This window comes from Variovorax sp. LG9.2, from assembly GCF_035018885.1.
Taxonomy (GTDB): Bacteria; Pseudomonadota; Gammaproteobacteria; order Burkholderiales; family Burkholderiaceae_C; genus Variovorax.
The window spans coordinates 47631-73035 of record NZ_JASJXB010000010.1 but is presented as its reverse complement, the minus strand read 5'-3'; the positions used below and the strand labels follow the sequence as shown (position 1 = coordinate 73035).

At 64.3% G+C, this 25405-nt stretch carries 26 protein-coding genes and 2 pseudogenes; 15 read left to right on the top strand and 13 right to left on the bottom strand.

Translation table 11 applies throughout. The features are described 5' to 3' along the window. The first annotated feature begins 26 nt into the window (after positions 1-26). Both hpnE and QN413_RS12700 read left to right on the top strand, forming a co-directional pair. The gene (hpnE, locus tag QN413_RS12705; protein WP_323496966.1) at positions 27-1349 is read left to right on the top strand and encodes a hydroxysqualene dehydroxylase HpnE; all 1323 of its coding nucleotides are present in this window, start codon (positions 27-29) and stop codon (positions 1347-1349) included. After that, on the top strand, positions 1346-1645 hold the full coding sequence (locus tag QN413_RS12700) for a hypothetical protein (RefSeq protein ID WP_323496965.1): 300 nt from the start codon (positions 1346-1348) through the stop codon (positions 1643-1645). The genes hpnE and QN413_RS12700 overlap by 4 nt, the downstream gene beginning before the upstream one ends. Positions 1646-1668: 23 nt before the next feature. Here QN413_RS12700 and QN413_RS12695 read toward each other — a convergent pair whose 3' ends face one another. Continuing rightward, positions 1669-2379, bottom strand: a complete 711-nt coding sequence (locus QN413_RS12695) for an HAD family hydrolase (RefSeq protein ID WP_416352175.1) — start codon at positions 2377-2379, stop codon at positions 1669-1671. A 39-nt stretch (positions 2380-2418) separates the two neighbouring features. On the opposite strand from QN413_RS12695, the gene hemH reads away from it, so the two are divergent. Next, positions 2419-3462, top strand: a complete 1044-nt coding sequence (hemH, locus tag QN413_RS12690; RefSeq protein WP_323496963.1) for a ferrochelatase — start codon at positions 2419-2421, stop codon at positions 3460-3462. Positions 3463-3794: 332 nt separating this feature from the next. Here hemH and QN413_RS12685 read toward each other — a convergent pair whose 3' ends face one another. Next, positions 3795-4220, bottom strand: a complete 426-nt coding sequence (locus QN413_RS12685) for a beta-lactamase hydrolase domain-containing protein (RefSeq protein WP_323496962.1) — start codon at positions 4218-4220, stop codon at positions 3795-3797. Between the two features lie 23 nt (positions 4221-4243). Then, complete coding sequence (locus tag QN413_RS12680; RefSeq protein WP_323496961.1) at positions 4244-4993, bottom strand: MBL fold metallo-hydrolase; 750 nt, start codon at positions 4991-4993, stop codon at positions 4244-4246. A 134-nt stretch (positions 4994-5127) separates the two neighbouring features. Here QN413_RS12680 and QN413_RS12675 point away from each other — a divergent pair, with 134 nt between their 5' ends. The 4 genes and pseudogenes from QN413_RS12675 to QN413_RS12660 all read left to right on the top strand — a co-directional run bounded on the left by QN413_RS12675 (position 5128) and on the right by QN413_RS12660 (position 6356). Beyond that, the gene (locus QN413_RS12675; RefSeq protein ID WP_323496960.1) at positions 5128-5451 is read left to right on the top strand and encodes a metalloregulator ArsR/SmtB family transcription factor; all 324 of its coding nucleotides are present in this window, start codon (positions 5128-5130) and stop codon (positions 5449-5451) included. Then, a pseudogene (locus QN413_RS12670) lies at positions 5451-5585 on the top strand (YeeE/YedE family protein); the annotation flags it as partial. The gene QN413_RS12675 and the pseudogene QN413_RS12670, both read left to right, overlap by 1 nt. After that, positions 5585-5779: pseudogene (locus QN413_RS12665) on the top strand (DUF6691 family protein); the annotation flags it as partial. The pseudogenes QN413_RS12670 and QN413_RS12665, both read left to right, overlap by 1 nt. A gap of 22 nt (positions 5780-5801) precedes the next feature. Continuing rightward, complete coding sequence (locus QN413_RS12660; protein ID WP_323496959.1) at positions 5802-6356, top strand: DsrE family protein; 555 nt, start codon at positions 5802-5804, stop codon at positions 6354-6356. A 66-nt stretch (positions 6357-6422) separates the two neighbouring features. On the opposite strand, the gene QN413_RS12655 is transcribed toward QN413_RS12660, so the two are convergent. From QN413_RS12655 to QN413_RS12620, 8 genes are all read right to left on the bottom strand, one after another. Then, a complete protein-coding gene (locus tag QN413_RS12655; protein WP_323496958.1) occupies positions 6423-6929 on the bottom strand; it encodes a DUF1993 domain-containing protein in 507 nt (168 codons plus the stop codon). Positions 6930-7031: 102 nt separating this feature from the next. Continuing rightward, positions 7032-7907 carry an alpha/beta hydrolase gene (locus QN413_RS12650; RefSeq protein ID WP_323496957.1) on the bottom strand — a complete coding sequence of 292 codons (876 nt, stop codon included), beginning with the start codon at positions 7905-7907 and terminating at the stop codon, positions 7032-7034. Continuing rightward, positions 7904-8968 (bottom strand): branched-chain amino acid ABC transporter permease, encoded by a 1065-nt coding sequence (locus QN413_RS12645; RefSeq protein WP_323496956.1) that lies wholly within the window; start codon positions 8966-8968, stop codon positions 7904-7906. The genes QN413_RS12650 and QN413_RS12645 overlap by 4 nt, the downstream gene beginning before the upstream one ends. Positions 8969-8976: 8 nt before the next feature. Beyond that, the gene (locus QN413_RS12640; RefSeq protein ID WP_323496955.1) at positions 8977-9963 is read right to left on the bottom strand and encodes a branched-chain amino acid ABC transporter permease; all 987 of its coding nucleotides are present in this window, start codon (positions 9961-9963) and stop codon (positions 8977-8979) included. An 11-nt stretch (positions 9964-9974) separates the two neighbouring features. Further along, on the bottom strand, positions 9975-10712 hold the full coding sequence (locus QN413_RS12635; protein WP_323496954.1) for an ABC transporter ATP-binding protein: 738 nt from the start codon (positions 10710-10712) through the stop codon (positions 9975-9977). Then, a complete protein-coding gene (locus QN413_RS12630) occupies positions 10709-11491 on the bottom strand; it encodes an ABC transporter ATP-binding protein (protein ID WP_323496953.1) in 783 nt (260 codons plus the stop codon). Before QN413_RS12630 ends, QN413_RS12635 begins: the two co-directional genes overlap by 4 nt. An 8-nt stretch (positions 11492-11499) precedes the next feature. Then, on the bottom strand, positions 11500-12708 hold the full coding sequence (locus QN413_RS12625) for a substrate-binding domain-containing protein (protein ID WP_323496952.1): 1209 nt from the start codon (positions 12706-12708) through the stop codon (positions 11500-11502). A gap of 208 nt (positions 12709-12916) precedes the next feature. Continuing rightward, a complete protein-coding gene (locus QN413_RS12620; RefSeq protein WP_323496951.1) occupies positions 12917-14476 on the bottom strand; it encodes a sigma-54 interaction domain-containing protein in 1560 nt (519 codons plus the stop codon). A 136-nt stretch (positions 14477-14612) separates the two neighbouring features. Here QN413_RS12620 and QN413_RS12615 point away from each other — a divergent pair, with 136 nt between their 5' ends. From QN413_RS12615 to QN413_RS12580, 8 genes are all read left to right on the top strand, one after another. Then, entirely contained in the window at positions 14613-14864 is a 252-nt protein-coding gene (locus QN413_RS12615; protein WP_323496950.1) for a type II toxin-antitoxin system Phd/YefM family antitoxin, read from the top strand. A gap of 29 nt (positions 14865-14893) precedes the next feature. After that, a complete protein-coding gene (locus QN413_RS12610; protein ID WP_323496949.1) occupies positions 14894-15322 on the top strand; it encodes a putative toxin-antitoxin system toxin component, PIN family in 429 nt (142 codons plus the stop codon). A gap of 198 nt (positions 15323-15520) precedes the next feature. Beyond that, positions 15521-16300, top strand: coding sequence for a CerR family C-terminal domain-containing protein (locus QN413_RS12605; RefSeq protein WP_323496948.1), 780 nt, complete (start codon positions 15521-15523; stop codon positions 16298-16300). 50 nt (positions 16301-16350) lie between these two features. Further along, positions 16351-17910 (top strand): efflux transporter outer membrane subunit, encoded by a 1560-nt coding sequence (locus QN413_RS12600; RefSeq protein WP_323496947.1) that lies wholly within the window; start codon positions 16351-16353, stop codon positions 17908-17910. Beyond that, positions 17907-19034, top strand: a complete 1128-nt coding sequence (locus QN413_RS12595; RefSeq protein ID WP_323496946.1) for an efflux RND transporter periplasmic adaptor subunit — start codon at positions 17907-17909, stop codon at positions 19032-19034. Before QN413_RS12600 ends, QN413_RS12595 begins: the two co-directional genes overlap by 4 nt. A gap of 12 nt (positions 19035-19046) precedes the next feature. Continuing rightward, positions 19047-22193, top strand: a complete 3147-nt coding sequence (locus QN413_RS12590; protein ID WP_323496945.1) for an efflux RND transporter permease subunit — start codon at positions 19047-19049, stop codon at positions 22191-22193. A gap of 200 nt (positions 22194-22393) precedes the next feature. Next, entirely contained in the window at positions 22394-22762 is a 369-nt protein-coding gene (locus QN413_RS12585; protein ID WP_323496944.1) for a hypothetical protein, read from the top strand. 35 nt (positions 22763-22797) lie between these two features. Then, the gene (locus QN413_RS12580; protein ID WP_323496943.1) at positions 22798-23292 is read left to right on the top strand and encodes a hypothetical protein; all 495 of its coding nucleotides are present in this window, start codon (positions 22798-22800) and stop codon (positions 23290-23292) included. On the opposite strand, the gene QN413_RS12575 is transcribed toward QN413_RS12580, so the two are convergent. Together QN413_RS12575 and QN413_RS12570 are read right to left on the bottom strand one after the other, a co-directional pair. Then, positions 23289-24797 carry a tripartite tricarboxylate transporter permease gene (locus QN413_RS12575; RefSeq protein ID WP_323496942.1) on the bottom strand — a complete coding sequence of 503 codons (1509 nt, stop codon included), beginning with the start codon at positions 24795-24797 and terminating at the stop codon, positions 23289-23291. The genes QN413_RS12580 and QN413_RS12575 overlap by 4 nt on opposite strands. A 1-nt stretch (position 24798) precedes the next feature. Next, the gene (locus QN413_RS12570; RefSeq protein ID WP_323496941.1) at positions 24799-25356 is read right to left on the bottom strand and encodes a tripartite tricarboxylate transporter TctB family protein; all 558 of its coding nucleotides are present in this window, start codon (positions 25354-25356) and stop codon (positions 24799-24801) included. Positions 25357-25405: the final 49 nt, after the last annotated feature.

The following is a 25405-nucleotide window of genomic DNA, read 5'->3' as shown; positions in this document are numbered from 1 at the left end:
CGACGGCGCCGCATTGCTCCCTTTCCATGAGGGCAACCACCGTCGCCATCGTGGGCGCAGGTTGGTCGGGTCTCTCCGCCGCAGTGGCCGCCACCCAAGCCGGCCACGATGTCACCATCTTCGAAGCAGCCCGCACGCTCGGCGGACGCGCCCGCGCCGTCCAGGCCACCCTGGCCGACGGCCAAAACATAATCCTCGACAACGGCCAGCACATCCTCATCGGCGCCTACACCCAGACCTTGCGCTTGATGCGACAGGTCGGCATCGATGTCGACACCGCACTTCTGCGCATGCCGCTGACGATGGTCTTTCCTGACGGCATGGGCTTGCGCTTTCCCAAGCTGCCGGCACCGCTCGACGCGCTGATAGGCATCGTGAGCGCACGCGGCTGGTCGTGGCGCGACAAGCTGTCGCTACTGCGCGTCGCCGCGGGATGGCTACGCACGAAGTTCGAGTGCGAGGCAGACCGCACGGTCGCCGATTTGTGCGGTGAACTCACGCACCGTGTACGGGCCGAGATGATCGATCCACTGTGCGTCTCGGCGCTGAACACGGCAGCAGACGCGGCCAGCGGTCAGGTGTTCTTGCGCGTGCTGCGTGATGCGATGTTCGGGGTGAGCGGCGGATCGAATCTCCTGCTGCCGCGTGTCGATCTGGGTGCGCTGTTTCCGGAAGCAGCGGCACGCTGGGTGGCAGCGCATGGCGGCCGCATCGCGCCGGGCTGCCGCGTGCAGGCGATCGTCCCCGCAGCGCGTGGCTGGCGGATCGTCGGAGACGGCGACAAAGGCCAGGCCGGCGTCGAGGATGCCAACGGCGAGTTCGATCACGTCGTGCTCGCATGCCCTCCCGGCGAGGCGGCACGGCTGGTCGAATCGAGCGGCGTTGTGCAAGCCAGAAGCTGGTCCGCCAACGCACGCGCCTTGCGATTCGAAGCCATCACGACGGTCTATCTCGAAGGCGGCCATAGGTTGCCCAAGCCGATGCTGGCACTGCGCTCGACGCCCGACGCACCCGCCCAGTTCGTCTTCGATCGCGCACGGACCGGTGGTCCGGACGGCTTATGGGCCATGGTCGTGAGCGCGAGTTCGACCGAGCGCGCGATGCTCGAATCGCAAGTCGTTGCCCAGGCCCGCGAGCAACTGGGTTGCGCCGATCCCAGAGTCGTGCTGACCGTGGTCGAAAAGCGCGCGACCTTCGCCTGCACGCCCGGCCTCGCGCGCCCTCCGATGTCGATAGCGCCCGGCCTCGACGCTTGCGGCGACTACATCGAAGGCCCTTATCCCGCCACGCTCGAAGGTGCGGTCATGAGCGGATTGGCCGCAGCGGCAAAAAAAATGCCCTCGCCATGACACTGCAGTACCTCGTCTTCGACTTCACGGAAGACACGGAAGGCATCGGCACTTTCGAAGCGATGGCGTCGACCACGCCAGCCGAGGCCGCTCAGGTCGAGGCTGAAATCGCGCAGGTGCTTGCATGGGCTAACGCCCTGTTCCCCCTTGGACGCGGCGAGTTGAGCGCTGGCGCCGACTGGGACTTCGATCTGCAGGAACCCGACGAAGGCGCAGCGCGGCGCACCTTCGTCGTCTCGATCAGCGGCACGGCAAGTTTTTGCGAAGCGGTTCGGGAACAATTCGCACTCGACTGAAGCCGGTCGCTCGGACTGCGCGGCTACCCTGCTTCCAGCGCCACGCACAGCGCGTGCAAGTTCGGCACGATCAGCTGCGGCCTCGCATCGTGCTCCCAAGGTCGCTCGTCGCGAACCAGCCAGGCCGCCTGCATGCCGGCGTTGAGCGCGCCGACCACGTCCAGCGCGGCGTCGTCGCCCACATGCAGCACGTCGCGCGGCAACAGGCCGACGGAAGCGGCAGCCGCACGAAATATCGGCGCATGCGGCTTGCCGCTGCCGAACGCGCGCGCGTTGAAGGCGGTGCGAAACCAGCGTCCGACACCGGTGAGGTGGATGTCTGCATTGCCGTTCGAAATCGCGACCAGCGGGTAGCGCTCGCTCAGCCACTTGAGGGCCGGCAGCGCATCGTCGTAGAGCTCCACGCGCTGACGCTGCGCGAAGAAGGCATCGAAGGCCGGGTCGGCAAGGGCCGGGTCTTCACCGGCGCGCCGTAGCGCGGTGCGAATCGACTCGCGGCGCAGTGCGCTCATGTCATGCGCGAGGTCCGATCGTTCCTTGGCAGTGGCTTCGCGCAGTTCGCGCAGGATGCCGGGCGTGACCAGCAGCTCCGCAGTCTTCGGCGCCTCCTTGACGAGCCATGCATGAAGCACGCGCTCGGCGCGCTCGATGGCGGGCCACACGGGCCAGAGGGTGTCGTCCAGGTCGAGTGAAATCGCTGAAATGCGCTTCACATCTAGTTGGACGGGAGCCACCGGGACTGCAGCTTCTGAGGTCATGCGAGAGAATATCGCATGCCTTCCAGCCCTGCGCCGAGCCCGGTCTCCCCTGCTACATCCCCTGCCAACGAGCGCACCGCCGTGCTCTGGTGCAACCTCGGCTCGCCCGACGAGCCCACCGCGCCGGCGGTGCGGCGCTACCTTTCGCAGTTCCTGCATGACTACCGCGTGGTGGAAATTCCGCGTGCCATCTGGTGCCTGATCCTGCACGGGATCATCCTGCGCGTGCGGCCCGCCAAGTCGGCTGCCAAATACGCCAGCATCTGGCTGCCCGAAGGGTCACCGCTCAAGGTGTGGACGAAAAAGCAGGCCGTCATGCTGGCCGGCTGGCTCAGCGAACGCGGCCATCGCGTCACGGTGCGCGACGCGATGCGCTATGCCAATCCGTCGATCGCCTCGCAGCTCGATGCGCTGCAGGCCGAGGGCGTGACCCGCGTGCTGGTAATGCAGGCCTACCCGCAGTATTCGGCGACCACGACGGCCAGCGTGATCGATGCGGTGCAGGCGTGGACCAAGCGGCAGCGTCGCATGCCGGAGTTTCGCTTCGTCAACCGTTACCACGACGACGCCGGCTACATCGATGCGCTGGCCCAAGGTGTCGAGCGCTACTGGCAGCTCAATGGCCGGGGCGATGTGCTGCTCATGAGCTTTCACGGCATCCCGGCACGCAACATCGCGCTGGGCGATCCTTACCAGGAGCAGTGCCTCGAAACCGCACGCCTGCTGGTGGCGCGACTGCAGCTCTCGCCGGCGCAGCATCGCGTGACCTTCCAGTCGCGTTTCGGTCGCGCGAAGTGGCTGGAGCCCTACACCGAGCCGACCCTGCGGGAACTGGGCGCAGCCGGCACCCGTCGCGTCGATGTGATGTGCCCCGGCTTTCCGGCGGACTGCCTCGAGACGCTGGAAGAAATCGCGATGGAAGGCCGTGAGGCTTTCGTGCATGAAGGCGGCGGCGAGTTCCACTTTATTCCGTGCCTTAACGACAGCCCGGCGTGGATCACCGCGCTGGCCGACATCACCGAGCGCAACCTCGCTGGCTGGCCGACCCTGCAGGGTTAGCCGCACAGATTCCCGGAGAACGCGGGACTGCCGCAATGCGGAATCGTTAGGCTCGTGATTTCTCCGGAGCCATTGAAGTCGCTGGCGCCACGCCGCCAAAATCGCTCAACTGCATGTGCCCTGAATCCGCACATTCCACATGAATAAGACCGGCACTGCCTCCCCCATGGCGCAGCGAGTTGTCGATCAAATTGCGCAACGCCGAATTCAACAGCGGTCGGGGAACCAACACGGTGGGTGGCCTGGGCGGGCACTCTAAAGCGACAAAACCGGTCCGTTCCAGCAAGGACGCACCTTTGAATACTTGAGTTGACTGATCTGTCCGCGTCTTATCAACCGAGAGTCTGCTTCACAAATTTCACAAATTCCGGTGACGTTTCCAGATCGAAGCCGAATCGTTTCGCTTCGGCGAATGTTTGACTGCTATTCCAGCCTTCCTGTCCCGCCTTGCTCAGCGACAGGAGCAGCGCAGCGCGCGCGCCGGTGGCGCAGTGCAACAGAAACGGGCCTTCGTGTTCTTTCATTGCATTGTCCAAGACCCCTATCTGGTCCGCCGATAGCGCGGCTTTGTTGACCGGAATGTTGATGTAGGCCATCCCGTGAGTCTTCGTCAAACTCTGGTTGGATGCCACAGTCTCCGATGGCAACCGGAAATCGATCACCGTTCTGATGCCTTGCTGCCTGGCAGCATCGAGATCCTGTTCGGTAGGTTGGGGCCCCATAAAAATTTGGTCGTCGATGCGGGTGCACGAGGTCATGCTTTGGCTCCTTGAAAATGAGATCAGCCCTGGAGGCTTTCGGTCATGTGGTCGCAGTATTGCGCCAGGTTTTCGGGAAGATGGTCCGGACAGACACCGCACTGCCGGTTGCCGGGCACGGCGTAATCGATGAACTTCGGATACGGCAGTTTCAGCTTGGCCATCGTGTCCCGGAACTGCTCCAGGGTTTGCTGCTGGCCGAGGCGCGGGTTGCGTTTCTTTTCCTGCGCAATGGTTGAAACGCGCCGGTCCTGATAGTCGTGGGCCGGATAAACCAGCGTGTCATCCGGCAATGAAAACAGTTTCTCAGTGACGCTTTTGTACAAGGCATCGGCATCACCATTCTGGAAGTCCGTACGGCCGCAGCCTTCGATCAGCAACGCGTCGCCGGTCAACAGCCTGTCGCCGAGCAGGTAAGCAAAGTGCCCGGCCGTGTGGCCCGGCGTGTGCAGCGGCTGCAACTGGAGGCTTCCCATCGTGAACGGCGTTCCTTCTTCAATGCCGACATCGACGCAGGCCAGCCGATCGAATGCCGGTGCCACGATCCTGCTGCCGACCTTATTCTTGAGTTCGAGGGCGGCCGTGATGTGGTCGGCATGGATATGCGTCTCCATGGTGAACGCCAGCGTCAGGCCAAGGCGGTCGACTTCTGCCAAATCGCGTTCCATGGTGACGATCACCGGATCGACCAGGATAGCCCTGCCTGTGTTCTGGCAACCCAACAAGTAGGTGTAGGTACTCGACAACGGCTCGAACAGTTGGCGAAAGATCATCGAAGTTCTCCTGGGTCGGGCGGTATGGCAGGCCAGCACTTAAAGCGCGGCGTGCTTTTGCCAGCAGAATTACATTGATTTATATTATATTGATAAGCATAATGAAAGCAAGCCTTTGAAATCGATTCCCCTTCATGAAATCTGCAGCCATCGCCTTCGACACTGAAACGCTGCGCCGGGCTGCCGATCAGGCCGTCGGTGCGCTCAAGTTACTGGCCAACGTCGAGCGACTGTTGTTGCTGTGTCAGTTGTCGCAAGGCGAAATGTGCGTGGGCGATCTGGAAACACACCTCGACATCCGCCAGCCGACGCTGTCGCAACAACTCGGCGTGCTGCGCAACGAGGGCGTGGTCGCCACACGCCGCGAGGGCAAGAACATCTACTACAGCGTGGCCGATCCGAACCTTCTGCAGATCCTCGAGGTTCTCTATCGCCTGTACTGCCCGAAGGAACAATGATGACGATTGCCTGGAATATGTTCACGCCCTGGCCGGCTTTGGCGGGCGGGGGTTTGATAGGTATCGCTGCAGCCATGCTGGTGTTGCTCAATGGCCGGATTGCCGGTATCAGCGGCGTCATCGGCGGCCTGTTCGTCGACTGGGGCTCGGCAGCATTCTGTTTGGCATGGGCTGGGGCATAGCCGGCTTCTGTCTGGGGCCGGGCTTGGTGGCGCTCGGTATGGGGCAGTTCAAGGCGGCGGTGTTCGCGGTCGCGATGCTGGCGGGCATGGGAGTCTTCGAACTCCTCGAACGACGCAGGATGGCGGCGCTACCGCGATCCGCATAGGACCACAAACCAAGGAAAACAGATGAAAAAACCAATCAACTTATTGTCGATCGTCACGACCGTTCTTCTCGCCCTGTCGTTGCAGTGCGGAGCGTCTGTTGCGTCGGCTCAAACGACAGTCCCGGCCGCCGAAAACACCAAGCCGCCATTGCAGATCGCGGCACAGACCGGGCTGAAGGTCGTCATTCAGATTAACTACGCAGACACTGTTCCCAATGGCATTGCCAAACAGGTGCTGGCAGCGAAAAACTTGTTCGATCATTACGCAGCGCTTGGCATGCAGCCTGGCAAGGACTACGACATTGCCATGGTCTTCAGGGCTGACGGCGCGCAATTTCTACTGACTGACGATGCCTACGACAGCAAAGTCAAAACACCGCATCCGGCAGGCAATCCGAATCGAGCCCTGCTCGACGAGATGGTCAAACAGGGCGCAAAGCTGTACGAATGTAGCGTCGCCATGCGACTGAAAGGCTACTCGGCTCAAGACTTGTTGCCGTACGCCCGTGTGGTCGTCTCCGGGATGGGCACCTTGGTCGATTTCGAGAAATCCGGGTATCTGCCAATCACGCCGTGACAAGTCTTTTCCTTGCCCGGACTCAGAGAGTCGACGGCCTGACCAGCGTCCCAAGCTCAGTGCCAGTTACAGGCGACCGAGAAAGTCGCGCTTGCCGACCGGCACGCCGTTGTGACGCAGGATGTCGTACGCGGTCGTCACGTGGAAGAAAAAGTTCGGCAGCGCAAAGTGCAGCAGGTACGACTGGCCGGTGAATTCAAGCTCGACCGTGCCCGCCTTCATCGTGACGACGCGTTCCTCGCTGCCCTCGAAGGCTTGGCGCGAGACGGTCTCTAGGTAGTCGCGTGTGTTGGCGACGCGTGCTCGCAGCTCGTCGAAAGTCGTTTCGGTATCGGGAAAGCTCGGTGCCGGGACGCCACTCAAACGCACCACGGCCAGCTTGCTGGCATCGCTCGCGCTCTGGATCTGGAACGACAGCGGGCGCATATCTTCGGCCAGCTTGGCCTGCACCAGCGTCGCGGGGTCGATGCCAGTGGACTCGGCATGCGCAGCACCCTTATCGAGCAGGTGCGACAGCTGCTTGAGGTTGTGCATGAAAACGGTAACGGATGCGTCATACATCGTGAGGGCCATGGGAATCTCCTGGAGTCGCTTTTGCGGTATTGGCGCACTGAGTGCGTGGGGATGAGTCGCGACAGCTTGCTCGTGACTCGGGCCGCGATTGTGACTGCGCGCTCAGATTCCTGCTGAGCGCACGAAGGCCTCGATCGGCGCCAGATGCGAATCCACATTCAGCGCCGGCGCATGGCCGCAACCGGGCACTTCGATCACTTGCAATCGCCCGGCGGCGCCCGGCCCACGACCGCGCATTTCGTCTATGACCTCCGGCCGCACCAGGTCGGAATCGACACCGCGCAGGAGCAGAACCGGCGCCTCGATGGCGTCCCAATGCGGCCAGATGAGGTAGTCGTTTTCATGCGCTGTGAACTGGCGCACCATCAACGGATCGTAGTGCGGCGTCACGCGGCCGTCGGGCAGTCTGCGCGTCGATGTCTCGGTCAGACGCAGCCACTGCGCATCGCTGAGCCATCCATAAGGTTTGTAAACCGTGCGAAAAAACGCTTCGAGTTCTGCGATGGTGTCGAAGGCTGGCGGGTTACCGGCATAGGCGCGAATGCGGTCGATGGCCGACTGCGCAAGCTGTGGGGCGTTGTCGTTCAGCGTGAGGCTCGCGATGCGCGACTTAATGCGTGGCACGGTCAGGCCCGACGCGCACACGGTGCCGATGGCGCCGCCCATCGACGTGCCGACCCAGTGGATGCGATCGAGCTTCAGTGCATCGCAAAACGCTTCTGCAAGCCGGGCATAGAACGAGAGCTGGTACTCATCGTCGGGCGCCGGGCTCCACTGGCTCAGGCCACGGCCGATGGTGTCGGGGCACACCACCCGGAATCCCTTGGCGGCAAAGTGTGCAGCGAGCTCATCCATGTCGCGGCCGGTCCGTGCCAAGCCGTGCCATGCGACGACGACCGGTCCGTCTTGTGGACCCCAATCCATCCAGTGGATTTCGCGCCCCAGTATCTTGACGTAGCAGGAAGACGGCGGGGTCATCGCAAGGCCCTCGCGCGCAAACGGCCGACGATGCCGGTCGGAAAGTAATACACCGACAACACGAACAGCACGCCCATCCACAGCAGCCAGCGGTCGGGCGACAGCAGCGCGGACAGCCACGGCAAGCCGCTCGCCGCATCGCTGCCGAGCTTGAGCAAGTCCTGCAGATAGCTCTGTGCCATGACGAACAACGCCGCACCGATCACCGCCCCGTAGATGCTGCCCATGCCGCCGATGACGACGATCAACAGCACGTCGACCATGATCTCGAAACTGAGCGAAGTGTCCGGCCCGTTGTAGCGCAGCCAGATCGCCAGCATCGCGCCCGCGAGCGTCGCGAACAGCGCCGACAGCACGGCAGCCGTGGTGCGATACACGACCACGCGGTAGCCGATGGCCTCGGCCCGAAACTCGTTCTCGCGAATCGCCTGCAGCACTCGACCGAACGGTGAGTTGACGATGCGCAGCAACGCCAGCACAAGCACGACCGCGACCACGAACAGCAGGTAGTAGCAGAGCAAGCGGCCGTCGAGCGAGACACCCAAGAACGGCTCGTCGGCAAATTCGAAGCTCGGCGAGATCAGCGCGGGAAGCTTGAACGTGAGGCCGTCTTCGCCGCCGGTGAAGTCCGACAACTGCGACGCCAGCGTCTGGAAAGCCGACGCCACCGCGAGCGTGATCATCGCGAAAAAGATCGCCCGGACGCGCAGCGAAAACAAGCCGACGGCCAGTGCCAGCACCAGCGACACCGCGAGCGAAGCGCCGAGCCCGACTACCACCGCGCCCCAATTGGCGCCGAGCCGCGTCGCCGCGATCGAGATGCCATACGCCCCGATGCCGAAGAACATCGTGTGCGCGAAACTCACGATGCCGGTGTAGCCCAGCAGCAGGTCGAAGCTCGCCACCAACACGATGAACACAAGCACCTTGGCCGCCACGCTCAGCGCCTTGACACCGGGGAAGATGAAGGGCGCGAAGGCCAGGCCGAGCAACAGCGCAACCAGCAGCACCGCCAGCACGCGGCTGCGCGGCATGTCATTGGAGAGAAGGCGTTTCAACATTGCCGGACTCATCGATTCGCCACCGGATAGACGCCCTGCGGCCGCCATAACAACACGCCGACCATCAGCAGGATGTTGGAGAACAGCGCCACCTTCGGTGCCAGAAATCCGCTGTAGTTGGCCATTAGCCCGACCATCAACGCACCGATGAGCGCACCACCGGTCGAGCCCAGCCCGCCGATGATGATCACGATGAAGATGAGCACGTTGACCTGCGCGCCGATCTGCGGCACCACGCTCTGCTGGAACATGCCCCACATCACGCCACCCAGGCCCGCGAGCGCGCTGCCGACGACGAACACGCCGATGAAGAGGCGCCGGATCCGGTAGCCCAGCGACTCGACCATCTCGCGGTCTTGCACGCCGGCGCGGATCAAGAGACCGATCTTGGTGCGCGACAGCGTCCAGGCCAGCGCGAGGAAAACGACCAGACCGATTGCAACCGCCAGCAGCCGGTATTTTTCGATCGAAGCGCCGAGCCAGAACACCGTGCCCTGCAACGCTGCGGGTGGCAGCAACGGAATCTGCTGCGGCCCCCACACCACCTTGATCAGCTCTTCGCCGATGATCATGCCGCCCATGGTGATGAGGATCTGCTTCAGATGCTGGCCGTACACCGGCCGCACGATGAAGCGCTCGAACACCACGCCCAGCGCACCGGCCGCCAGCATGGCGAGCAGCAACGCCGGCAGCAGCGCGACGAGATTGCGGCCGAGCGAGTCGACACTGGTCCAGTCCTGCATGCCGCCGAGTACGGTGGTCGCGACATAGGCACCGAGCGCGATGAACACGCCGTGACCGAAGTTGAGCACGTCCATCAGCCCGAACACCAGCGTGAGCCCCGACGCGATGATGAAGATGATCATCCCCATCGCCAGGCCGGCGATGGTGAGCGTGAGCCATGTCGATGGAGTGCCGACGAGGGGCAAGGCGACGAGCGCCAACACCGGCACGAGCAACAGCGGCTTCCAGTCGAAATCCAGTTCGAATTTCACAGCGATGGACTTCACAGTGCCAATCCCAGCAGCGACTGCTGCAAAGCAGTGTCTGCAGAGAACTCGGCCATCGATCCGGCGTGCACCACGCGGCCGTCGTCCATCACCGCCACGCTGTCGCCCAGGCGCTGAGCGAAGTGGATGTTCTGCTCGACCAGCAGCACCGTCACGCCGCTCGCCTTGAGCTGCGCGAAGGCGTCGATCATGTTGTTGATGATGGCCGGCGCGAGTCCCTTGCTCGGCTCGTCCACGATGAGCAGTTCACGCGGCTCGACGATGGCGCGCGATACCGCGAGCATCTGCTTTTGGCCGCCCGACAGCTTGCCGGCGGGGTGATTCCAGAACTTCTCGACCGCTGGGAACAGCTCGAAGATCCATTCGAGCCGGACCGTGTCGATGTCCGATGCGCGCTTGGCGCTGCGTGCCGCGAGCACCATGTTTTCTTTCACCGTCAGGTCCGAGAAGATGCCCATCGTTTCAGGAACGTAGGCGATGCCGAGCTCGGCGATTTGAGGTGTCGACAGGTGCGTGATGTCTTGACCATCGCCCTGCCCCGCGCCAAAGCGCACGGTACCTTGCGAGGCCAGCCACAGTCCCATGATGGTTCGCAGCGTCGTCGTCTTGCCCGCACCATTGCGGCCGAGCAGCATCGTGAGCTGGCCGCGCGGCACCACGAGGTCGACGCCGTGGAGGATGTGGTACGCGCCGATATGCGTGTGCACGCCCTTCAGTTCGAGCAGGTTGGTCATGCGGCTTCCTTCACGGCGGCCGAACCTGCAGCAACACCAAGGTACGCCTCCTGCACGATCGGCGATGCGATCACTTCAGCCGGTTCGCCGTCCGCCACCAGCGTGCCGTTGTGCAGCACGATGATGCGGTCGGCCAACTCGCGCACCACGTCCATCTTGTGTTCGACCAGCAGGATGGTCTTGCGCTTGTCCTGCTTGAGCTTGCGGATCAGATCGAGGATGACCGGCGCTTCGGCCGCGTTCATGCCGGCAGTGGGTTCGTCGAACATGAAGACCTTGGGTTCGAGTGCCATCAGCAACGCGACTTCGAGCTTGCGCTGATCGCCGTGCGGCAGGCTGGACACCACCGCGTATTCCTTGGACTTGAGTGCCACGTCGGCCAGGATCTGGTCGGCGCGATCGGTCAGATCTTTGTGATCGCTCCAGATGCTCCACAGGTTGAAGCCGCGCCGATGCGCGCCTTCGCGAGCAGCCTGCACCGCGAGCCGGACGTTTTCGAGCACGCTCAGGTTGGGAAACAGATTGGTCAACTGAAACGCCCTGCCGAGACCGGCACGCGTGCGCTCGGAAGGCGACAGTCCCGACAGCACGCGACCATCGAGCGAGACCGTGCCGGCGCTCGCTTTGAGCTGCCCGGAGATCAGGTTGAAGTAGGTCGTCTTGCCCGCACCGTTGGGGCCGACGATGGCAGTCAACGTGCCCGGCGCGAAAGCGCACGAGACCGCGTTGACCGCCACGTGACCGCCGAAGCGGATGGTCAGATTTTTCGTTTCGAGCAAGAGCCGACTCAGCGCTTGTTCTTGATGGGGATGTTCATCTCTTCAGGCTTGATTTCGTGCACCAGCTCCGGCACGCCCCATGCGAATGCCGGGTCGATCTTGATCTTGAAGTGGTACATCGACTGCATTGCCTGATGGTCTTCCTTGCGGAAAGTCATCGTGCCCTTGGGCGTATCGAAGCTCATGCCTTCCATGGTGGTGATGAGCTTGTTGGTGCCGGTGTCGCCACCCGTCTTCTTCAGCGCAGTGACGATGGCCGTGGCCGCCGCGAAGCCGCCTGCGGTGAAGAAGTCAGGCGGTGCCTTGTACTTCTTGTAGTGGTTGGCGACCAGCCATTCGTTGGTCGCGTTCTTCGGGATGCCGAAGTAGTAGTAGATCGAGCCTTCCATGCCCGGGAACGGCTTGTAGTTGACCAGCGCCGGCAGGATGTTGCCGCCGCCCGCGATCTCGATGCCGGCGCTCTTCAAGCCGAGGTCCGACACCTTGAACGAATTGGCCGCGCCGGCCCACACGATGTAGACCACCTTGCGGCCCGACACGCCCTTGAATTTTTCAAGCACGCGTTGCGCAGCCGCGGTGAAGTCGGTGGTCGCCGGCGGCAGGTATTCCTCGCCCACGATCTTGGCCTTCTTGATGGCTTCCTTGAAGGCTGTCTGGCCATCGCGCCCGAACGCGTTGTCTTGCGCCATCAGCACGATCGACGTGCCTTCCTTGTCTTGCGCGACCGCGTTGCTGATGGCGTCCTGCGAGCTGTTGCGCGCGGTGCGAAAGATGTACTTGTTCCACTTGTCGCCGGTGATCGAATCGGCCACAGCGGGCTCGACCACGAGAATCTTTTTGTACTCCTCCGCGACAGGCAGCATCGCCAGCGCAGCGCCTGACGACGAGGTGCCGACGGCGAGGTCGGCCTTGTCGTCGCTGTACGCCGTGGCGAGCAAAGACTTGGCGACATCGGGCTTGCCCTGGTCGTCTTTTTCCATCACGACCAGCTTGCGGCCGTTGACCATCATCGTGCCGCCGGTCGCGTATTCGAGGCCGAGGTTGAAGCCGATCGCGGTCTGCTTGCCATAGGCTTCGAGCGGACCGGTGTTGCTGTAGATGTGGGCAATGCGGATGTCCTTGCCGGACTGCGCGAAGGCCGGCGTCTGACCCAGCATGGCGAGCGTGCCGATGGCGCCAAAGGCGGCCGCGAGCGCGACGGTGTTGCGACGATTCATCTTTTGTCTCCGTGGAATGATGGCTGAATATTGCACAGTTCATGCCAGCGCGGAAACGCTTGTTTACACGGGGTGTTCATTTGCAAAGTGCAACTTTCGTGCGATGCACAGACAGCCGTTTTGCTCGTATTTCATACAACTGCCTGATCTGTGGTCAGGGTTTTCCAGCAGCTTGCTTGACGCGGTGCCTGTTCGGCCTGTACGGCAATCAGCGGTCTTCGGTGGCACCCGTCATGCGGTCGTACAGCGTGGCGCGCGAGATGCCGAGCAACCGCGACGCCGCCAGCTTGTTGCCGCCGGTGCTCGACATCGCCGCAGCGATCGCGCGTTGCTCGAGTTCGGCGATCTGTTCCGACAGCGGCCGCAACAAGCGCGTGCCGTCGACATCGTCGTCAGCCTGCAATGGCACCTCAGGCGCCGCTATCTTTTCAACACCCGTTTCGGCCAGCACGCGCTTGATCTCGGCCGCGTCGATGCGCGTCGAATCGCTGCGCATCGCGACCTGTTCCAGCACGTTGCGCAGTTCGCGGATGTTGCCGCGCCAGTGCTGCGCGGCCAGCAGCGCCAGCGCATCGGGCAGCAGTTCGGGAGGCGCCTCGCCACTTCGCTGCGCCATGTCGTCGCCCAGTGCTTCGACCAGCGCCGGGATGTCTCCGCGCCTGTCGCGCAACGGCGGCACGCGCAACGGCAAGACGTTGAGCCGGTAGTAAAGGTCTTCGCGAAAGCGCCCCTCTCGCACCAGCGCCGCCAGGTCGCGCGAGGTGGCGGCGATCACCCGCGCATCGAAAGCGATCAGCTTGTTGGAACCCAGCGGTTCGATCTCGCCTTCTTGCAGCGCGCGCAACAGCTTGGCCTGCAGGCCGAGCGGCATATCGCCGATCTCGTCGAGGAACAGCGTGCCGCCGTCGGCCAGCTTGAACTTGCCCTCGCGCCCCTTGCGGTCAGCGCCGGTGAACGCGCCGGGCGCAAAGCCGAAGAACTCGGCTTCCAGCAGCGTGTCGGGCACGGCCGCGATGTTGAGGCTGACGAACGGCCCTTGCGCACGCGCCGACGCCGCATGGATGGCGTGCGCCAGCAGCTCCTTGCCGGTGCCCGTCTCGCCGAGCAGCAGCACCGGGCTCGATGACTGGGCAGCGCGTCGCGCATGCCGCTTGATGTCAACAGCTGCCGGACTGCTGCCGATGAAGCTCGCGAACGTGTGCTTGGCGCGGCGCTGGCCATCGGTACCGGCCTGCTTCCACAGCGGATGGTTACGCTGCGTCGCCAGCTCGCGCCGCGCGTCGTCGAGGTCGCGCTGCAGCAAGGCGAACTTGCTGATGAGCGGCTGCAGCGTCGTCTCCGGCTGGTCGAACAACACGATGCCGATGGCGCCGATCACGTCGCCCAGCACATACCCCGCATCGCCCTCGCGCTCCTCATGCAACGGAATACGGCTGACGACGAAAGTGCCCGCCTTGTTGGTCAGCAGGTCGATGAGGATCGGTTGCCCGGTTTCCAACACCTGCCGCATCTGCGTGTTGGGGATGACGTCTTCGACCATCTGCCCCAGAAACTGGTCGACCGACGCGAAGCCGAGCGCCGGCAGAAAGCGCTTGTAGCCCTCGTTCACCCAAACGATGCGCCCGCTCCGGTCGACCAGGAACATGCCCTGGCTGATGCTGGAGAAGAGGTGGAACATCGACCGCGCTGCCAGGGCGAGGATGGCGTTGGCGTCGAGGGGCAGCGCGGGTGGCGTGGCTGAAGCGGCAGGGGCTGGAGGGGCGGGCATTGCGGGATCGTAGCGAGACAGTGGCTGCGCTACGCCTGAAGTTCATGCGGGTATCAAAAGCCGAATATCGAATGATTTGACCAAATCGAACGATCCAACTAGATTATCCTGCTCGACGTCACGCTAAGAGCGCTCCATGCAAACCTTTACCGCCAACGAAGCCAAGACTCGATTCGGGGAATTCCTCGATCGCGCGCAGCGTGCGCCTGTGGGTGTGCTCAAGCACGACCGCATGGTGGGCGTGATGGTCAGCGTGCAGGATTTCGAGGCCATGCGAGCGTTTTATGCCGACCGCCTGCTGCGCACAATGGACGAAGCCGCCGTCGCGGCGGAGCGCGCGGGGCTGACGCCAGAAACGCTGGCGAAACTGCTGGCCGCCAAAAGCTAACCGGGGTGCGAACGCCGGGCATCAGCGTTGTGATCGACACCAATGTCTGGATCAGTGGCCTGATCAGTTTGGCGGGCGCCCCTGCTCAAATCACTCGCAAGGTCATCCGCCACTGTCAGCCGGTGTTTTCAGAAGCAACTTTCGACGAACTCAAAGACCGCCTGTGGCGACCGAAGTTCGATCGCTACATTTCGATGGACCAGCGCCGCGCCTTGCTGGCCGATCTGGACGCAGTGGCGCACTGGGTAAAAGTCAAGCCCGAGATCGCCGCAGAGGCCTTATGTCGCGATGTCGACGACGACAAGTTTCTTCACGCAGCACTGGCTGCCCAGCCTGCTTGGCTGGTGACCGGCGACAAAGACCTGCTGGTACTGGCGCCAGACATGGGACCCGCTAATGTCACCATCGTTTCTCCGGCCGATGCGCTGGCATTGCCGGCCTTTGCTGACGGTTCGTGATTGCATCTTCGAAGGAGCAAAGCCGTGTTTCGGGAACCGACTACAAGCCGTTTTTCCGACACAGCCGGGGCGTCGACCACCCTTTATTGGGTCAAAGTTTCGATTCGAAAACAACATTCAGCAGCCTGCTACGGGCAAGCGCGCCTTTTGCACATAGATAAATCAAACGATTGATCTATATGTTAAAACCCGGCGTTCATGAGCGCCCCCACCCACCAAGCCCTTTCCGCCCGCGTCCAGCGCAGTGACGGCGCCGAAGCCCGCGCGCGCATCCTCTACGCGGCCCTCGCGCTCTTCGCTGCCAAGGGGTTCGCCAAGACCTCGACCCGCGAGATCGCCCTCGCGGCCGGCGCCAACATCGCCGCCATCAGCTACTACTTCGGCGACAAGGCAGGCCTCTATTCGGCCACCTTCACCGAGCCGATGGGTGGCAATGCTGGCGACCTGATCACGCTGATCGACGTGCCCGGCTTACCGATAGAGCAGACATTGCGCATCTTCCTGACCGCGTACGTCGAACCACTCAAACACGGCGAAATCGTGCGGCAGTGCATGCGACTGCACCTGCGCGAAATGATCGAACCGACCACGCAGTGGCCGACCGAGTTCGACCGCGACATCAAGGGACCGCATGACGCGTTGGTACGCGTGCTGGGCCGTCATCTGCAGCTCACGCAGCCAGACGACGACGTACACCGGCTCGCGCTGGCGGTGAGCGGCCTCGCGATGCAGCTCTTCGTGATGCAGGACATCATCGATGCGCTCGCACCCTCGCTGCTCGACACGCCGCAACACATCGACACATGGTCCGACAGGCTGGTCACTTTCGCCATCGCGATGGTCGACGCCGAGACGCAGCGACGCACGGATGCGCGTCGTGCCGAATCTCTTGCGCACCCTCCCGCGCAAGCACCCTCCCATTTGAAAAAGCGGACGCCATCCAAGCGCATCGCGCTCAAACCACAGCCTGCCCGATGAGACCGAACACTCGACCCGATACGCCAGGTAGCGCGGCCGCAAGCCTGCCAATGGGTCTGCCCGCTCTGTCCCTGACTCTGCTGCTGACGCTGACGCTGACAGGCTGCGGCCTCATGCGCCCGCCTGCGCAAGTTGCCGCTCCCACGCCCGCGCAGTGGAATGCGCCCATGCCGCACGGCGGGTCGACCATCGCCCTCGCCGACTGGTGGCGCCAACTCGACGATCCGCTGCTGGTCGAGCTGATCGAAGCCGCCGAGGCCGCCAGCCCCAACCTCGCGAGTGCGGCAGCACGCGTGGCAGAGGCGCGGTCGACGCGCATCGCTGCCGGTGCCGTGTTGCTGCCGAGCCTGGACGGCAGCCTGACCGGCACCCGAAGCAACAGCGCATTCGGAAGCAGCGGTGTCGGCACGACCGGCGCCGCTGGCAGCACGGCGACAACCGGGACGACGGGCGCGGCGACCAGCTCCGCGCTCGGCGCTTCCGGTGCGAGCCCCGCAATCACCACGCTGCAAGCGAGCCTGCAGTCGCGCTGGGAGGTCGACCTGTTCGGCCGCCTGCGTGCCGACCGTGACGCCGCGGTGCAGCGCGACGAAAGCGCGACGGCCAAATGGCACGACGCACGCGTATCGGTCGCGGCCGAAACGGCCAACGCCTATTTCGCGGAGCGCGCTTGCAGGCTGCAGTTGGCGGTCGCCGAGAACGACACCCGCTCGCGCAGCGAGACAGCGCGGCTCACCGACCTGTCGGCGCGCGCAGGCTTCACTGCGCCGGCCGATGCGGCACTGGCCCGCGCCAGCGCGTCCGACAGCTCGGCGCGGCTCACGCAACAACGCGCGACGTGCGCCGTGCAACGCAAGGCGCTGGTAGCGCTCAGCGGCATCGACGAGCGCGTGCTCGAACCGCGTCTGGCCGCAGCGCCGGTGCAACTCGCGCTGCCCGCGATCCAGCCGGTCGCCAGCGTGCCAGCCGAGGCATTGGCACAGCGGCCCGACGTGTATGCGTCGGAGCTGGCCGTCGCAGCGGCGAGTGCGGATGTCGGTTCGGCCGAGGCCGAGCGTTATCCCAAACTCACGCTGTCGGGCTCGATCGGCCGCGTGCGCTACGCCACGTCGGGTTTCAGCGAAGCCTTGAACACCTGGACCTTAGGCCCCGCCACGCTGACCGTTCCACTGCTGGACGGTGGCGCACGCGTGGCCAATGCCGATGCCGCACGTGCGCGCTACGCCGAGGCGGTCTCGCAATACCGCGCCAACGTGCGGACGGCCGTGCGCGAGGTCGAAGAAGCACTGGTCAACCTCGACGCGACCAGCGCGCGCACCGGCGACGCCGACAGCGCGGTGCAGAACTACCAGGCCTCGTTCAACGCAACGCAGGCGCGCTACGACAGCGGCCTGGCCAGCTTGTTCGAACTCGAAGACGCGCGCCGCACGCTGTTCACTGCGCAGACAGCACGCGTGTCGCTGCAACGCGAGCGCACCGAAGCCTGGGTTTCGCTCTATCGCTCGCTCGGCGGTGGCTGGACGCGCGCCTCGACCACCATTTCAAGCGCCGCATCGACTTCGGCTTCACCCTCCAATGCAACGGCGGCGTCGCCACGAGAACAACAATGAAACGCTCGACCCTCATCACCCTCGTCGTCGCGGCCCTCGTGCTCGTGGGCGGTGCCGCCTTCATGCTCACGCGTAGCAAGGCCGGCACAGAAGCGAAGAGCAAAACGGCTGCGCCCAAGCCGTCGTTGAGCGTGACGGTCGCGCAGCCTGAATCGAGTGAACTCACGATGACGCTGGCCGCCAACGGCAACATCGCGGCCTGGCAAGAAGCCAGCGTCGGCTCGGAGTCGAACGGATTGCGACTGGCCGAAGTGCGCGTCAACGTGGGCGACGTGGTCAGGAAGGGCCAGGTGCTGGCGACCTTCTCGCCAGAGACAGTGAATGCCGACGTGGCGCAGTCTCGTGCAGCATTGACCGAAGCGCGCGCCACCGCCGCCGACGCTGCCGGCAACGCTGCGCGCGCCCGCACGCTGGAGCAAACCGGCGCGCTCAGCCAGCAGCAGATCAACCAGTACCGCACCACGGCCGAGACTGCCAGGGCCAAGGTCGAAGCGGCTGAAGCAGCGCTCGCGGTGCAACAGGTTCGCAAGGGCAACACGCAGGTGCTGGCGCCGGACGACGGCGTGATCTCGGCGCGCACGGCGACGGTCGGCGGCGTGGTCTCGGCGGGTGCCGAGCTCTTCAAGATGATCCGGCAAGGGCGGCTCGAATGGCGGGCTGAAGTTACCTCCGCGGAACTGGGCCGCATCGCGGTCGGCACGCCAGTGTCCGTCGTCAGCGCGAGCGGTGCGCAGGTGCCGGGCAAGGTGCGCGCGGTGGCGCCGACGGTCGATCCGCAAACGCGCAACGCGCTGGTCTACGTCGACATCCCCAACGTGCTGCAGAACACCGGCATCAAGGCGGGCATGTTCGCGCGCGGCGACTTCCTGCTGGGGCAAAGCAGCGCAACGACCGTGCCGCAAGCGTCCATCGTGCCGCGCGACGGGTTCAACTACCTGCTGCTGCTGCAGCCGGACAACCGGGTGTCGCAGCTGAAGATAGAGACCGGTCGCCGCGTCGGTGATCGGGTCGAGATCACGACCAAGCTGCCGTCCGATGCCAAGGTCGTCGTGCAGGGCGCGGGTTTCTTGAACGACGGCGATCTGGTGCGCGTGGTGGATGCGACACCGGTTGCAGCCAAATAAGGAACGACCACCATGAACGTTTCGGCCTGGTCCATCCGCAACCCGATTCCCGCGGTGATGCTGTTCGTGCTGCTCACCTTCGGCGGCCTGCTGTCCTTCAACGCGATGAAGGTGCAGAACTTTCCCGACATCGATCTGCCGACCGTCACCGTGTCGGCAGCGTTGCCGGGCGCATCGCCGTCGCAGCTCGAAACCGACGTCGCGCGCAAGCTGGAAAACTCCATCGCGACGATCACCGGCCTGAAGCACATCACGACCAAGGTGCAGGACGGCGCGGCCACGCTCATCGTCGAGTTCCGCCTTGAAAAGCCCGTGCAGGAAGCCGTCGACGATGTGCGCTCGGCGGTGCAGCGCGTGCGTGCCGACCTGCCCGCCGACGTGCGCGATCCGGTCGTCACCAAGCTCGACCTGGCCGGGCAACCGGTGCTGGCCTTCACGATCGCATCGAGCAAGCTCGACCCCGAAGCATTGAGCTGGTTCGTCGACAACGACGTGACGAAGAAGTTGCTGGCCCTGCCGGGCGTCGGCGCGGTCAATCGCGTGGGCGGCGTGACGCGGCAGGTCAACGTCGACCTCGATCCTGCCAAGCTGCAGGCGCTCGGCGCCAGTGCGGCCGACATCTCGCGCCAGTTGCGCCAGGTGCAGACAGAAAGCGCCGGTGGCCGTACCGACCTGGGCGGCAGCGAGCAACCGGTGCGCACACTGGCCACGGTGCAGAGCGCGAGCGAGCTGGGCAGCCTGCAGATTGCGCTGTCCGACGGTCGTCGCATCCGGCTCGACCAGGTCGCACGCGTGATCGACGGCATCGCCGAGCCGCGCGCTGCCGCGCTGCTGGACGGCAAGCCGGTGGTCGGATTCGAGGTGGCGCGCAGCCGCGGCGCCAGCGAAGTGGACGTCGGCGCCGCGGTCCAAAAATCGCTGACCGAGCTGCGCACGCAACACCCCGACATCCAGCTCAACGAAGCCTTCAACTTCGTCGAGCCGGTCAAGGATGAGTACGAAGGCTCGCTGCACCTGTTGTACGAAGGTGCCATCCTGGCCGTGATCGTGGTGTGGCTCTTCTTGCGCGACTGGCGCGCCACTTTCGTGTCCGCCGTCGCCCTGCCGATGTCGGTGATTCCGGCGTTCATCGGCATGCACCTGCTGGGCTTTTCGGTCAACGTGATCTCGCTGCTGGCGCTGTCGCTGGTGATCGGCATCCTGGTCGACGACGCCATCGTCGAGGTCGAGAACATCGTGCGGCATTTGCGCATGGGCAAGAGCCCGTACGACGCTGCAATGGAGGCGGCCGACGAGATCGGGCTGGCCGTGATCGCCACCACCTTCACGCTCATCGCGGTGTTTTTGCCGACCGCTTTCATGAGCGGTGTCGCAGGCAAGTTCTTCAAGCAGTTCGGCTGGACCGCATCGCTCGCCGTCTTCGCATCGTTGGTCGTCGCGCGCGTACTGACGCCCATGATGGCGGCCTACTTGCTCAAGCCGATCGTGACGGCAGAAAAAGAAGCGCGCTGGCTCACGATCTACATGCGCACCGCCGAGTGGTGCATGAAGAACCGCTTCAAGACGATGGCGCTGGCAACGCTTTTCTTCTTCGGCTCGATCGCGATGATTCCACTGCTCAAGACCGGCTTCATTCCGCCGGACGACAACTCGCAGACGCAGGTCTATATCTCGCTCGCGCCGGGTGCGACGCTGGCCACGACCACCGTGATGGCCGAAGAAACACGGCGCCGCGTGATGGCGATCAAGCATGTGAAGAGTGTCTACACCACCATCGGTGGCGGCAGCGCGGGCGGCGACCCGTTCGCCAGCTTCGGAACACCCGAAACGCGCAAGGCGACGCTGACGATCAAGCTCGACGAACGCGGCGACCGGCCGCGCAAGCAGGTCATCGAGAACCAGATTCGCACTGCGCTCGAGACGCTGCCCGGCGTACGCAGCACCGTTGGGCTCGGCGGCTCGGGCGAGAAGTACATCCTGGCGTTGAGCGGCGACGATCCGGCCGCGCTGACGACCGCGGCGCGCGCGGTGGAGCGCGACCTCCGTACCATCCCGGGCCTCGGCAACATCACCTCGACGGCGAGCCTGATCCGCCCCGAGATTTCGGTGCGGCCGGACTTCGCCCGCGCCGCCGACCTCGGCGTGACCAGCGCGGCGATTGGCGAGACGCTGCGCGTGGCGACGCTCGGCGACTACGACGTGTCGCTGCCCAAGCTCAACCTGGCGCAGCGTCAGGTGCCGATCGTGGTCAAGCTGGAAGACTCGGCGCGACAGAACCTGGCGCTTCTGGAGCGGCTGTCGGTGCCGAGCGCGCGCGGACCGGTGATGCTCGGCCAGGTCGCCAACCTCACGGTAGAAGGCGGCCCTGCCGTCATCGACCGCTACGACCGCTCGCGCAACGTCAACTTCGAGATCGAACTGTCGGGCGTCGGCCTGGGCGATGCGAAAGAAGCGACGATGAGGCTGCCGTCGATTCGCAACTTGCCGCCCGGCGTGCGCGTGACCGAAGTTGGCGACGCCGAGGTCATGACCGAGTTGTTCGCGAGCTTCGGCTTGGCGATGCTGACCGGCGTGCTGTGCATCTACATCGTGCTGGTGCTGCTGTTCAAGGACTTCCTGCATCCGGTGACGATCTTGTGCGCTCTGCCGCTGGCACTCGGTGGCGCCTTCGTCGGCTTGCTCATCGGGCAAAAGGCGTTGTCGATGCCGTCGTTGATCGGCTTGATCATGCTGATGGGCGTGGCGACGAAGAACTCGATCCTGCTGGTCGAGTACGCCATCGTCGCACGACGTGGTCATGACGGAAGCAACGGCCGGCCAGCCGTTGCCGGCATGAGCCGCTGGGACGCGCTGCGCGATGCATGCCACAAGCGGGCGCGGCCGATCATCATGACCACCATCGCGATGGGCGCCGGTATGCTGCCGATCGCAGTCGGCTTCGGCGCGGCCGACTCGAGCTTTCGGTCGCCGATGGCGATCGCGGTGATCGGCGGCCTCATCACCTCGACTGTGCTCAGCTTGCTCGTGGTGCCTGCCGTTTTCACCTACATCGACGACATCGAGCATTGGCTCAAGCGAACCGCGCGCCGATTGCGCGGGCAGCCGCCCGATCCGCATGTCGACGACGACTTGAAGCCGGCCGCCGAGCCCGCTGCTTGAGCAGTATCTAGCCGGTCGCTCCAGCCCTCGCTTTCGCAGCGCGTCCGCGTACTCTTTCACGCCGAAGGCGGTGCCGAACCGGGCTGATACGGCGCGAACGTCGCGCACTTTGCCTACCCCCGAACGCTGCGCCTTCGCACCCCGCTGGCGCGCGCGATCGGACACCCTGAATCTTTGGAAATCAGGAAGCAAGGCAATCCATGAATCGCCAGCACGTTCGCAAAGGCCTGTCTTTCATCGTCGCGTTGGGCGCGATAGCGGCACCTAGTGCCTGGGCTCAATCAGCTGACGCCTCAGCGCAAGAGCGTTATCAGCGGGCACTGACGGTGTGCAACGACGGCAGCTTGCCAGCGCCGGAGCGCAACGGCTGTGTGCGCATGGCGGGCCGGCAACTGGACCGCACGAACGGCGGGCCACCGGTCAATATGCCGACCACCACCCCCGACGGCCGGGCTACGGTGGTAGCGCCTGTCGGCTCGACGCCACCGAATGACGACGACACGACCACGTCGCGCGACGGGCGCGCCACCATCGTTGCGCCATCGGACGGCACCGCCACGCCGCGCTAGTTTTCCAATTGGGTTTCAGGAAGAGGACTGCCACGATGCAAAAAATGTTGACGGAGCGCGAAGCCTTCGCAGGGGTGCTGATCGGCATAGTGATGGAGCGATGCGGTGAAGCTCATTCCTCAAAGACTTCGCGCACCGGGCTGCAGTTGACCGTGCCGGTCGCCGAACGGCCGGCGGTTCGGCGCGGATTAGATGCGCTCATCGAGCACGGCGCTCTTTCGATCCTTGGCGAAAACATCGGCCTGACGCCCGCAGGGCAGTTGCTGGCGCAGCGCACCGCCAATGGCAACACCGACCACTTGTCGCTGGACGGCGATCGCGAGCGACTGCTGCTGGAGCCGTTGCTGATTGCAATCGACCGCGACGACCGGCTGCTTCCGAACAGGTCGCTCGACGAGGTGCGCACGCTTCCAGCGCGGCTCGAGAACTATCAGTCGCACCGCGCTGGCGGCGGTGTGCTGTCGAGCTGGTCGCTCTGGATCGCGATCGTGGCAGTTGTCGCGGCGCTGGCCTGGTACGTGCGGCGTTAGGCCAGCGCCCGCGCCTTGCGCTGGCTCATGCGCTTGGCCAGGCGCGGCAACACCAGAACCGCGACCACGACGACGATCAGCGCGATCGACATCGGACGCTGGAAGAACACCGCCGCACTGCCTTCGCCGATCGACATCGCGTTGCGTAACTGCGCTTCTGCGAGCGGGCCCAGGATCATCCCGACCACCACCGGTGCGGTGGGGAAGTCGAAGCGACGCATCAGCACGCCGAGGATGCCGATGGCGTAGAGCAGGAACAGGTCGAACGCGCTTTGGCGCATGCCGTAAGCACCGACCGTCGCGAAGATCAGGATGCCGGCGTAGAGCTGCGGCTTGGGGATCTTCAGCAGCTTGACCCACAGGCCAACCATCGGCAGGTTGAGCACCAGCAGCATCACGTTGCCGATATAGAGAGAGGCAATCAGCGCCCACACCAGCGCAGCCGACGTCGTGAAGAGTTGCGGCCCGGGCTGAATGCCGTAGTTTTGAAACGCGCCGAGCAGGATGGCGGTCGTGTTGCTGGTCGGGATGCCGAGCGTCAGCAAGGGGATCAGCGCGGTGGTCACCGTCGCGTTGTTGGCCGCTTCAGGACCAGCCACGCCTTCGATGGCACCGCGTGTCCCGAACTCCTTCCTGACCTCGCCTTTGGCCATCTTCTTTTCGACGGCATAGCTCAGGAAGGTTGGGATCTCGGTGCCGCCTGCCGGAATGCAACCGAACGGCGCGCCGATGGCGGTGCCGCGCAGCCACGCAGGAATCGACCGCTTCCAGTCGCTCTTGCTCATGTGCACGCGGCTGAGTTTGTTCTGCGCTTCGACGACCTTGCCTTCATACAGCGCCGCATACAACACCTCGGCCACGGCGAACAAGCCGACCGCGACCAGCACGATCTCGATGCCGTCGAGCAACTCGGGCACACCGCCGGTGTAACGCCCCTGGCCGGAGATCTGGTCGAGGCCGACGCAACCTGCCGCCAACCCGATGAAGAGCGCCGTCATGCCGCGCAAGCTGCTCTTGCCGAGCACCGCGCTCACGGTGGTGAAGGCCAGCAACATCAGCAGGAAATATTCGGGCGGACCGAGCTTCACCGCGAACTCCGCGACGAACGGCGCGAACAGCGTGACGATCACGGTCGCGATGGTGCCCGCCACGAAAGAGCCGATGGCCGAGGTCGCGAGCGCCGCGCCTGCCCTGCCGCTCTTGGCCATCTTGTTGCCTTCCATGGCCGTCACCATGCTGGCGGTTTCGCCCGGCGTGTTCAGCAGGATGGAGGTGGTTGAGCCGCCGTACATGGCGCCGTAATAGATGCCCGAGAAAAAGATCATCGAGGCGGTGACGTCGACCTTCGACGTGATCGGCAGCAGCATCGCCACTGCGACCGCCGGGCCGATGCCGGGCAGCACGCCGACGGCCGTGCCGAGCGCACAGCCGACCAGGCACCACAACAAGTTGACAGGGGTGATCGCGAGCGCGAACCCATGCATCAGGGCGTTGAAGATTTCCATGTCAGAGCCACCCAGTCGAAGTGAGGCCCGGCAGATTGATCGCCAGGAATTGCGTGAAAGTCCAGAACACCGGCGCGGCGATGAGCACACCCGTGACGACGTCCAGCGCCCAGGTGCGCGGTGAGCTCGAAGCCACTCCGCTGGCGCGCCGCAAGCCCTGTACTGCCAGCACGTAGCACAGCGTGCAACTTACGATGAACCCCAGCGTGGTGATGAGCGCCGCGTTGAGCAGCAACCCCGCCGAGACCCAGACGAACCCGGCCCAGTAAGCGTGCTCCGCACCGGAAGGCGCATCGAGCTCACGAAAGCCGCCACGGCGTGCCTCCCACAAGATCCAGCCCCCGCAAATCGTGAGCACGATAGAGACCAGCCAAGGCAAGAAGTTGGGCCCGACCCCGCCGTACCCCGCTTCCGAAGAAATGCCGATGGCCCCGAACCCGAGCGCCAGTCCGGTCAACAAAACGCCAATACCGACCAAGGTTTGCGGCCACACGGCGACCGGCCCACGCGGCGGCTCGGCATCAAGGGGGGTAAAGGCCGAAGGCTCTGTTGTTGTCATATTCGTCTCAAGGTTTCAACCGAGAGCGCCAAAGCGCCAAAGGCGCAAG